Source organism: Roseateles sp. (genome assembly GCF_052436255.1).
Lineage (GTDB): Bacteria > Pseudomonadota > Gammaproteobacteria > Burkholderiales > Burkholderiaceae_C > Pelomonas.
On sequence record NZ_JBQVNP010000054.1, the window covers coordinates 24,065 to 31,091 of the forward strand.

The following is a 7,027-nucleotide window of genomic DNA, read 5'->3' on the forward strand; positions in this document are numbered from 1 at the left end:
TGGCTCCGCCGCGATCTGGGCACTGCTAGCGCAGCACCAGATTGTCGCGGTGGATGAGTTCCGGTTCGGCCGCGTAGCCCAGCAGGCTCTCGAACTCCGATGACGGCTTGCGTGCAATCAGTCGCGACTCAGCGGCTGAATAGTTGGCCAGGCCGCGCGCCAGTTCGGCGCCGTCGGGCGCCAGCACGGCGATGACGTCGCCACGGTGAAAGTCGCCCTGCACCTCGGTCACCCCAATGGGCAGCAAGCTCTTGCCTTCGCCGCGAAGCTTGACCACGGCACCAGCGTCGATCCGCACAGCGCCGCGCATCTGCAGATGGTCGACCATCCATTGCTTGCGCGCCGCCAGCTTGGGCGTTGCCGCGTGCAGCGCCGTGCCGATGGCTTCGCCGCCGGCCAGGCGCACCAGTACATCGGGCTCCCGTCCCCATGCGATGACAGTGCCTGCACCGCTACCGGCCGCGCGCTTGGCAGCGAGGATCTTCGTAATCATGCCGCCGCGGCCGATGCTGGACCCCGCGCCGCCGGCCATGCGCTCGAGTTCCGGGTCGCCGGCCTGGGCGTTGTCGATGAAGTGCGCAGTCGCGTCCTTGCGCGGATCGGCAGAGTACAGGCCACGCTGGTCCGTCAGGATGACGAGGGCGTCAGCCTCGACCAGGTTGGCCACCAACGCGCCGAGCGTGTCGTTGTCGCCAAACTTGATCTCGTCGTTGACGACGGTGTCGTTCTCGTTGATGACCGGCAGCACGCGATGGGCAAGCAGCGTCAGCAAGGTCGAGCGCGCATTGAGATAGCGCTCGCGGTCGGCCAGGTCGGCGTGAGTCAGCAACACCTGCGCGCTGGCCATGCCCTGGGCGCTGAGCTGGCTCTCGTACATCTGCGCCAGGCCCATCTGGCCGACGGCTGCAGCGGCCTGCAGCTCGTGCAACTCCTTGGGGCGCGTCGACCAGCCCAGGCGCTTCATGCCCTCGGCAATGGCACCGCTGGACACCATGATCAGCTCGCGCCCGTCCCTCGCCAACACCGCCAGCTGGCGGCTCCAGTTCGCGATGGCCTCGGCATCAATGCCCCGGCCCTCGTTGGTCACGAGGCTGGAACCGACCTTGACAACGATTCGGCGCGCGCTGGACAGCAGACTCATTCGGCGGCGCTGTTGGACTCGAAGCGAATATCGGGCTCGACCAGCACGCGCTGCTCGGCGGCGACATGGTCGTAGATGGCATGGATCAGGGGCTGGCAGCCTTGGCGCGTCAGCGCCGAGATCTCGAAAACCGGACCCTTCCAGCGATAGCGCTTGACGAACTCCTTCACACGCGCAGCGCGTTCATCTTCAGGGACCATGTCGAGCTTGTTCAGCACCAGCCAGCGCGTCTTGGCATGCAGCCCGGCGTCGTACTTCTTCAGCTCCGCCACGATGGCCTTGGCTTCCTTGACCGGATCGACCTCAGGATCGAAGGGCGCGAGATCGACGACATGCAGCAGCAAACGCGTGCGCTGCAGATGGCGCAGGAACTGGTGGCCTAGGCCAGCCCCCTCGGCAGCACCTTCGATCAGGCCAGGAATGTCGGCGACGACGAAGCTCTTCTCTGGCGCGACGCGCACGACGCCCAGGTTGGGGTGCAGCGTCGTGAACGGATAGTCGGCGATCTTGGGCTTGGCATTGGAGATCGCCGCGATCAACGTTGACTTGCCTGCGTTCGGCTGGCCCAGCAGGCCCACGTCGGCCAGCACGCGCAGTTCCAGTCGCAGCTTCTTGGCCTCACCCGGCCAGCCCGGCGTCTTCTGACGCGGCGCGCGGTTGGTGCTGGTCTTGAAATGCAGGTTGCCAAAGCCCCCATCGCCGCCCTTGGCGAGCAGGATGCGTTGGCCGGGCTCGATCAATTCGCCGATGACGGACTCGGTTTCCAGGTCCGTGATGATGGTGCCAACCGGCACGCGCAGCACGATGTCGTCGGCCGCCGCACCGAAGCAATCCGAGCCGCGACCGGCCTCACCGTTGCGAGCCTCATGGCGGCGCGCGTAGCGGTAGTCGATCAGCGTATTGAGGTTGCGGTCGGCTTCAGCCCAGACGCTGCCGCCCTTGCCGCCGTCACCGCCGTCCGGCCCGCCGAACGGGATGAACTTCTCGCGACGAAAGCTCGCGCAGCCCGCACCGCCGTTGCCGGCTGCGATGTCAATGGTGGCTTCGTCGACGAATTTCATGGCGAGTCAGCCATCGTACTGGCTGGGTTGCGGCACGCCCGCTGCGATTGCGCGGGGCGGGCTTTCCAAAACACAACCCCGGCAAACCGGATCCAAAAAGCAAAAGCCCCGGCGAGCCGGGGCTTGAGACTGTCCGGGCGGTCGACCCGTCCGGATCACGCCACCATCAAGCTGCCAGCGGCGTGATGACGACGGTCTGGCGGTTCTTCTCGCCCTTGATGGCGAAAGAAACGTGGCCATCGACCAGTGCAAACAGCGTGTGGTCCTTGCCAATGCCGACATTCACGCCGGGATGGAACTTGGTACCGCGTTGACGCACGATGATCGAGCCTGCGGAGATCAACTCGCCGCCGTAAGCCTTGACGCCCAGCATCTTGGGCTTGGAATCGCGGCCGTTCCGTGTGGAACCGCCGCCTTTTTTCTGTGCCATGAGTTAGCTCCTAGAAATTAGCGAATGACGACTGGATCAGCCGTTGACCGCGCTGATTTCCAGCTCGGTGTAGTTCTGGCGATGGCCTTGGCTCTTCTTGTAGTGCTTGCGACGGCGCATCTTGAAGATGCGGACCTTGTCGTGCTTGCCATGGCTGACGACTTTGGCACTGACCGTGGCGCCAGCGACGAGCGGTGCGCCGATCGTCAGGCCGTCACCACTGCCAACTGCCAGCACTTGGTCGATGGTGACCTCAGCGCCGACTTCCGCGTCGAGCAACTCGACCTTGATCTTTTCGCCAGCAGCAACCTTGTACTGCTTGCCGCCGGTTTTGATGACCGCGTACATGTTCTTCCTTTCGCACCTGGAGGTGCATTCACCCGGCTCCAGCAGCCCTGTGTCACCCCTAGGTGACGCCGCCACCCTCGCCGGGCCTTTTTGTCGGTTTTATCCCCCTGCCGCCCGCACAATTGGAGGCATGCGAGTTGCAAAGAGCCCGCGAGTATACCCTTGGCGCAAAAGCATGGCAATTCATCCTGCGACCGACAAGCGGCGGACCCGCCCCTCATCGCCTAGAGCAAACGCGCTTCCTATAATGACGGCCTCCCTAGCTTGAGAGTCCAGAGTGCGCGTCGAGTCAGCCTCGCCCCCATCGCAAGTTGCCGAGGTCCTCGCTCTACTCGCCGCTGAAATGGCTCAGGTGGACGCAGTCATCGCCCAGCGCCTGAGCTCAGACGTGGCGCTGATTGATCAGATCGCCCACTACATCGTCCATGCGGGCGGCAAGCGCATGCGCCCCAAACTCGTGTTGTTGTTTGCGAACGCGCTGGGCTTCGAGCGGCGCTCTCGCTTCGAGTTGGCTGCGGTTGTCGAGTTCATTCACACGGCAACCCTGTTGCACGACGATGTCGTCGACGAGTCCTCATTGCGACGCGGCAAACCGACCGCGAATGCCTTGTTCGGCAATGCGGCGAGCGTACTGGTCGGCGACTTCCTGTATTCACGCGCCTTCCAGATGATGGTTTCGGTCGACCGCATGCGCGTGCTGGAGGTGCTAGCGGAGGCCACCAACGTCATTGCCGAAGGCGAGGTCCTGCAGTTGATGAATATGCACGACCCGGATATCACCGTGGAAAGCTATCTGCGCGTGATTCGCTTCAAGACGGCCAAGCTCTTTGAGGCCAGCGCGCGTCTGGGCGCGGTGCTCGCCGATGCGACGCAGGAGGTCGAGGAGGCCTGCGCCGCTTACGGCCGCGCCCTAGGCACCGCATTCCAACTCATTGACGACGTGCTCGACTACGAAGGCGACGCCCATGAACTCGGAAAGAACATTGGCGATGACCTGCGCGAAGGCAAGACGACCCTGCCGTTGCTGATTGCCATGGAGCGCGCGACGCCCGAACAGCGCGCTCTGCTACGGCACGCGATCGAGGAAGGCGAACAAGAGAAGCTCCAGGAGATCGTTTCTATCGTTCGCGCTACTGGCGCCCTCGAATCGACTCGGGAAGCCGCTCGCGCGGAGGCGCGGCATGCAGCGGAATGCCTGCAGCTGCTTCCTCCCAACAAGTGGACAAAATCTCTGCTAGACTTCGCAATTCAGTCGGTCGAGCGTCACTCGTAGTAGGCGTATTGGCAAAAGACATCGGGGTGTAGCTTAGCCTGGTAGAGCGCTACGTTCGGGACGTAGAGGCCGGAGGTTCGAATCCTCTCACCCCGACCAAGTTTTTAGCCCTCGGGACGAGGGTCGTAAAGCACGACGGATTGCAGCTTCGCGGCGTTGAAAAGTTGCGGTTATCCCTGGAATTCGTTTGCCTCCGCCTGCTCGCATGACTGGCACAATCGACGGACTCTGCCCATCCGTCGTCGACGCAACCACCTGTGGAAACCACGCTCGCTGAGCCGCTTCAGTCTTCCCTGTCCGGGGTTGCGCGCATGTTGGTGCATGCCGGCAAGCTGCAGAGCAAAGCCGCCGAAGACTTGGTCAAGCAGGCACGCGAGAAAAAGGTCAGTTTCGTCAACGCCGTGATCGCAAGCGGACAAGTGTCGGCCTTCGATCTGGCCCATACGCTCTCCAGCGCGCTGGCGTTGCCGCTACTCGACCTGTCGGCACTGGACCCGCAGCGCATGCCGCAGAACGTCATCGACGCCAAGCTGGTGCAGCAGTATCAGGTTGTAGCCCTGTCACGCCGCGGCAGTCGCCTGTTCATCGGCGGGGCTGACCCGACCGAACTCGAAGTAATCGAGCGCATCAAGTTTGCGACGCAACTGCAACCGGAATGGGTCATTGTCGAACATGACAAGTTGACCAAGATGCTGGTCAGCGCCGGCGTTACTGCAGCGGAGACGCTCGAGGCCATTGCCGGCGGTGACTTCGACTTCGACATCGGCGAGGAAGATGCGGCGCCACAGCAGGAATCGGCCGAGATGGCCGACGTCGAGGACGCACCCGTCGTCCGTTTCCTGCAAAAGATGCTGGTCGACGCCATCAATCTGCGCGCTTCCGACCTTCACTTCGAGCCTTACGAGTTTCACTACCGCGTGCGCTTTCGCGTCGACGGCGAGCTGCGTGAGATCACCCAGCCGCCGATCGCCATCAAGGACAAGTTGTCCTCCCGCATCAAGGTGATCTCGCGTTTGGACATCGCAGAACGACGGGTGCCCCAGGACGGGCGCATGAAACTGAAGTTCGGCAGCAAATCCATCGACTTTCGGGTCAGCACCTTGCCCACGCTGTTCGGCGAAAAGATCGTTGTCCGTATCCTGGACTCGTCCTCGGCCAAGCTGGGTATCGAAGCCCTCGGTTACGAGAAGATCGAGAAAGAACGCCTCCTGGCCGCCATCTACCGACCGTACGGCATGGTGCTGGTGACAGGCCCGACGGGTTCAGGCAAGACGGTGTCTCTCTACACCTGCCTGAACATCCTGAACCAGCCAGGCGTCAACATTTCGACCGTCGAAGATCCGGCGGAAATCAACCTGCCCGGCATCAATCAGGTCAATGTCAACGACAAGGCCGGCCTGAATTTCTCGGCCGCGCTCAAGTCCTTCCTGCGCCAGGATCCGGACATCATCATGGTGGGCGAAATCCGCGACCTGGAGACGGCCGACATCGCCATCAAGGCGGCGCAGACCGGCCACATGGTCATGTCAACCCTGCACACCAATGACGCGCCGAAGACGCTGACGCGCCTGCTCAACATGGGCGTGGCGCCGTTCAATATCGCATCCAGCGTGCTCCTGATCACTGCCCAGCGTCTGGTGCGCCGGCTGTGCGAGAACTGCAAGCAACCTGCCGACTATCCGCGCGAAGCCTTGCTCAGGGCCGGCTTCGTCGAGGAAGATTTCGACGGCAGCTGGAAGCCCTACCGTGCAGTGGGCTGCAGCAATTGCACCAACGGTTACCGGGGGCGGCTGGGTCTGTACCAAGTGATGCCCGTCACCGAAGCCATCCAGCGCATCATCCTGGCCTTGGGTACGGCGATGGACATTGCCGAGCAAGCCAAGAAGGAAGGCGTGCGTGATCTGCGCCAATCTGGCCTGGTCAAGGTGCGCAGCGGGATCACGACGCTTGAAGAAGTGCTCTCCGCCACCAACGAATAATTTCAGTCTCGAGGAACGTGCATGGCCACTGCCACCGCCGCAGCAAAAGGCGTCAAGGACTTCGTCTTCGAGTGGGAGGGCAAGGACCGCAACGGCAAGATCGTCAAGGGCGAACTGCGCGCCGGCGGCGAAGCCATGGTCAGCGCCACCTTGCGCCGGCAGGGCATCCTCGTCAACAAGGTCAAGAAGCGTCGCACCAGTGGCGGCGCCTCCATCAAACAGAAGGACATCGCCGTCTTCACACGCCAGCTGGCCACGATGATGCGCGCCGGCGTTCCGCTGCTGCAGGCCTTCGACATCGTCGGCCGCGGTGCCACCAACCCGCGCCTGACGCGACTGTTGAACGACATCCGGCAAGACGTGGAGACCGGCACCAGCCTGTCCGCCGCGTTCCGCAAGCACCCGATGTATTTCGACGCCCTCTACTGCAACCTTGTGGAGGCGGGCGAGACTGGCGGTATCTTGGAAGCGCTGCTGGACCGGCTCGCGATCTATCAGGAGAAGACGGTCGCCATCAAGAACAAGATCAAGTCCGCACTGACCTATCCGGTTGCCGTGATGATCGTGGCCTTCATCGTCGTGGCGGTCATCATGATCTTCGTGGTACCTTCATTCGAGGACGTGTTCAAGTCGTTTGGCGCGGACTTGCCGGCACCGACGCTGATGGTCATCGCCATGTCGAAATTCTTCGTCTCCTACTGGTGGGCGATCTTTGGCGGCCTCGGCGGCGGCATCTATTTCTTCATCCAGAGCTGGAAGCGCTCCGAGAAGATGCAAAAGCGTATGGACCGGCTG

7 protein-coding genes and 1 tRNA gene are annotated in these 7,027 nt (G+C 62.7%); 4 read left to right on the top strand and 4 right to left on the bottom strand.

Going from position 1 to position 7,027, the window contains the following annotated elements:
- Window positions 1-25 precede the first annotated feature (25 nt).
- The 4 genes from proB to rplU all read right to left on the bottom strand — a co-directional run bounded on the left by proB (window position 26) and on the right by rplU (window position 2,980).
- Window positions 26-1,141: a glutamate 5-kinase gene (proB, locus tag ACT6S0_RS13935; protein WP_444764431.1), complete on the bottom strand. Its 1,116-nt coding sequence runs from the start codon at window positions 1,139-1,141 to the stop codon at window positions 26-28.
- On the bottom strand, window positions 1,138-2,202 hold the full coding sequence (gene obgE / locus ACT6S0_RS13940) for a GTPase ObgE (RefSeq protein WP_444764432.1): 1,065 nt from the start codon (window positions 2,200-2,202) through the stop codon (window positions 1,138-1,140). The genes proB and obgE overlap by 4 nt, the downstream gene beginning before the upstream one ends.
- A 166-nt stretch (window positions 2,203-2,368) precedes the next feature.
- A complete protein-coding gene (gene rpmA / locus ACT6S0_RS13945) occupies window positions 2,369-2,632 on the bottom strand; it encodes a 50S ribosomal protein L27 (protein WP_444764433.1) in 264 nt (87 codons plus the stop codon).
- A gap of 36 nt (window positions 2,633-2,668) precedes the next feature.
- Window positions 2,669-2,980, bottom strand: coding sequence for a 50S ribosomal protein L21 (gene rplU / locus ACT6S0_RS13950; protein WP_444764434.1), 312 nt, complete (start codon window positions 2,978-2,980; stop codon window positions 2,669-2,671).
- Between the two features lie 343 nt (window positions 2,981-3,323).
- Here rplU and ispB point away from each other — a divergent pair, with 343 nt between their 5' ends.
- From ispB to ACT6S0_RS13970, 4 genes are all read left to right on the top strand, one after another.
- Complete coding sequence (ispB, locus tag ACT6S0_RS13955) at window positions 3,324-4,253, top strand: octaprenyl diphosphate synthase (RefSeq protein WP_444764435.1); 930 nt, start codon at window positions 3,324-3,326, stop codon at window positions 4,251-4,253.
- Between the two features lie 22 nt (window positions 4,254-4,275).
- Window positions 4,276-4,352 (top strand) — tRNA-Pro (locus ACT6S0_RS13960).
- 212 nt (window positions 4,353-4,564) lie between these two features.
- Window positions 4,565-6,232 carry a type IV-A pilus assembly ATPase PilB gene (gene pilB / locus ACT6S0_RS13965; protein ID WP_444764437.1) on the top strand — a complete coding sequence of 556 codons (1,668 nt, stop codon included), beginning with the start codon at window positions 4,565-4,567 and terminating at the stop codon, window positions 6,230-6,232.
- Between the two features lie 21 nt (window positions 6,233-6,253).
- On the top strand, window positions 6,254-7,027 hold a 774-nt coding region (locus ACT6S0_RS13970), incomplete at its 3' end, for a type II secretion system F family protein (protein WP_444764436.1).